The sequence below is a fragment of the Synechococcus sp. R55.7 genome (genome assembly GCF_047461955.1).
Classification (GTDB): Bacteria; Cyanobacteriota; Cyanobacteriia; order Thermostichales; family Thermostichaceae; genus Thermostichus.
This window is the reverse complement of record NZ_JANSIC010000235.1, coordinates 1,219-3,995: the sequence shown is the minus strand read 5'-3', so window position 1 is coordinate 3,995 and position 2,777 is coordinate 1,219. Positions and strand designations below refer to the sequence as shown.

Annotated in this window: 3 protein-coding genes; 2 read left to right on the top strand and 1 reads right to left on the bottom strand. The window is 61.4% G+C overall.

What is annotated here, in order from left to right; genetic code table 11:
• Positions 1-85: 85 nt before the first annotated feature.
• Complete coding sequence (locus NW820_RS10875; protein ID WP_369791772.1) at positions 86-211, bottom strand: helix-turn-helix domain-containing protein; 126 nt, start codon at positions 209-211, stop codon at positions 86-88.
• Positions 212-377: 166 nt separating this feature from the next.
• Here NW820_RS10875 and NW820_RS10870 point away from each other — a divergent pair, with 166 nt between their 5' ends.
• Positions 378-1,661 carry a competence/damage-inducible protein A gene (locus NW820_RS10870; RefSeq protein ID WP_414331859.1) on the top strand — a complete coding sequence of 428 codons (1,284 nt, stop codon included), beginning with the start codon at positions 378-380 and terminating at the stop codon, positions 1,659-1,661.
• A gap of 102 nt (positions 1,662-1,763) precedes the next feature.
• A partial coding sequence (locus tag NW820_RS10865) for a M48 family metalloprotease (RefSeq protein ID WP_414407495.1) occupies positions 1,764-2,777 on the top strand: 1,014 nt, incomplete at its 3' end.

The window sequence follows — 2,777 nt, the reverse complement described above, 5'->3', positions numbered from 1 at the left end:
AACGCAAACAATGACTGCCACTTTCTGGTTTGGTACGGGACTGCCTTCGCCCAATCTGGTAGAGAAGGCAAGATGTGGTGAGTAGCTACTTGCATCCAGGTGGACGCTCGCCTTCTAAAGACTTCAGAAAATCTAGGGTGCGGTTATAAACAAACCGAGCTGTTCCCAACCACTGCTGCAGCGTCTGTCGCTGTTGTGCTGTCGGATACATCTCGTCCCCCAATCTTTTTGCCGGCGCCGGAGATGGAAACTTGCCGGTTGTCTCACCGCCATTTGGAATGGCCAACTGCAAGCCCAAAATCTGGGGGCGCGCAGGGAGGCCGAGACCTCCCTGCTTGTATACTTCTCTTGCGGCTGAGCTGAGCTCGAGGCCAAGCATGATCCCACCGCAAACTGCTATTCCCCAAGGGGCTGAGATCCTCTGCATCGGCACAGAATTGCTTTTGGGAGAGATCACCAATACCAATGCCCAGTACTTGGCAGCCGAGTTGGCGCAACTGGGGATCCCCCACTATTACCAAACGGTGGTGGGGGATAACGAGGCCCGCATTCACCACGCGCTGGAGGTGGCCTGTGGTCGTTCCAGCTTGATTCTGATCACCGGGGGTTTGGGGCCGACGCCGGACGATCTCACCCATGAGGCGCTGGCTTCCTTTTTTGGGGCGGAGATGGTGGAGCACCCCCAAGTGTGGGAAGAGATCCTGCAAAAGTACGGGCAGCGGGGCCTTGTGCCCTCGCCGAGCAATCGCAAGCAGGCTTTTCTGCCCCGGGGAGCGAGGGTGTTGCCCAACCCGCTTGGCAGCGCCTGTGGCCTCATCTGGCAGCCCCGGCCCGACCTGCACATTCTCACCTTCCCTGGGGTGCCGCGGGAGATGCAACACATGTGGCGGGAGACCGCCGTGCCTTATCTGCGCTCCATCGGCTGGGGAAAAGAGGTGTTCTACAGCCGGGTACTGCGCTATTGGGGCATTCCCGAATCGACGCTGGCCGAACGGCTGGGATCCCTGTTGGCGGGGGAAAACCCTACGGTGGCTCCCTACGCCAGCCAGGGGGAGGTACGCCTGCGGGTTACCGGACGTGCTCCCAGTCGTGAAGAGGCCCAAGCCTTGATCGCCCCGGTGGTGGAGCAGATTTTACAGATTTCTGGAGAAGACTACTTCGGCAGCGATGACGCCACCTTGGCCGGTGTGGTGGGGGAGCTGTTGCTGCAACGGGGTCAAACTCTGGCGGTGGCAGAATCCTGCACCGGCGGGCTGCTGGGGCAGTTGGTGACCGGGATCCCGGGCAGCTCCCGCTATTTTGTGGGGGGGATCGTGGCCTACGACAACCGCATCAAGGAGCAGCTTTTACAGGTGAATCCGGAAACCCTGCGACAGCACGGGGCCGTGAGCGAGGCGGTGGCCGCCCAAATGGCGCTGGGGGCCAAGCAAGTCCTGGGCTCCAACTGGGCCTTGAGCATCACCGGCATTGCCGGGCCAGAGGGAGGCACCGCCACCAAGCCAGTCGGTCTTGTGTATCTGGGTTTGGCGGATCCGCAAGGGAAGGTGGAAGTACACGAGTACCGGTTTGGCAGCCTGCGCGGCAGAGAGGGGGTGCGTTGGTGGAGCGCCCAGACGGCTCTGGATCGCTTGCGGCGGCGCTTGCTCTGCTACCCCCTTTAGGGGGGATCCAGTCTCTCGGGGTTGGATCCCTGAGTAAGCTGGGGGAGCAGATGGATCCAACCGATCTCCAGAAGCAGACCCTACCAGGCAAGGAGCAAGCCGATGATCCCCGATGCCGTCCAGGCGGGCAAGGAAGCCCTGCGGCAGGGCCGCCTTCAAGAGGCCATCCAACTTTTTGAAGGCTACCTGGCCCAATCCCGTCAGCAGGACAAAGCATTAGGGATCCCGGCAGACTCATCTGACGGCGAAGCCCTGGAAGCCCAAATGAACCTGGTGCGGGCCTACCACCAGTTGGGCCAGACGGAGAAGGCACGGTCCCTCTGCCTAGAGCTGCTGCAACACCCCAACCCCCAGGCGCAAGGCTGGGCCAAGAAGATCTTGCTTCGCCTGCCCACTGCAACAGAGTCCCTGGCTGCTCCGTCCGCCAAACCTGTCGAACCGCGTTCTGCTCCCCCAGAGGAGCCGTCTCCTGGAGCGGGATCCCTGTCCACCCGTCAACGGGCCGCCCAACTGGGTATGAAGATCCCCCTGCCGGAGCGGGCCGGCCCCCTGCATTGGGCCAAGTGGGGATCCCTAGGGGTGGGCATTGTCTTCCTTTGGTGGCTGAGCTTTGTGTTGGTAGGCAGCCATCTGGATTTTGGCCGGCTGAGTTTTCCGCGGCAGCTTTGGTTTTTGCAGGGGTTGCTGCCCTGGCTGCGCAATGGCCTGCGGTGGTTGGTGGCCGGCAGCCTGGCGGTCAACTTTGGAGTAGGCCTTCTCTTTTTTGCCCCCTGGCTGATGGATCAGCTCCACCAACGGCTGCACAAGTTGCGTTGGGCCAGGCTTGGCGAAATCGAACGCCACAGCCCCGAAACGGCGCGCCTGCTGCAGCGCATCTGTGCCCAAAACCAGCTAAAACAGCCCCGACTGGGGGTGATCCCGGATGCTGGGCCGCTGGCCTTTGTTTACGGCACTTTTTCTGATGGCTGCCGCATTGTGGTCACCCAAGCCCTGTTGCAGCAGCTTTCTGAGGATGAGATTGCCGCCGTCTACGCCCAGGCCCTGGGGCGAATTGTTAATGGAGATATCCTGGTCATGACCCTGCTGGGATCCCCGATTCAACTGGTTTACCTGGCC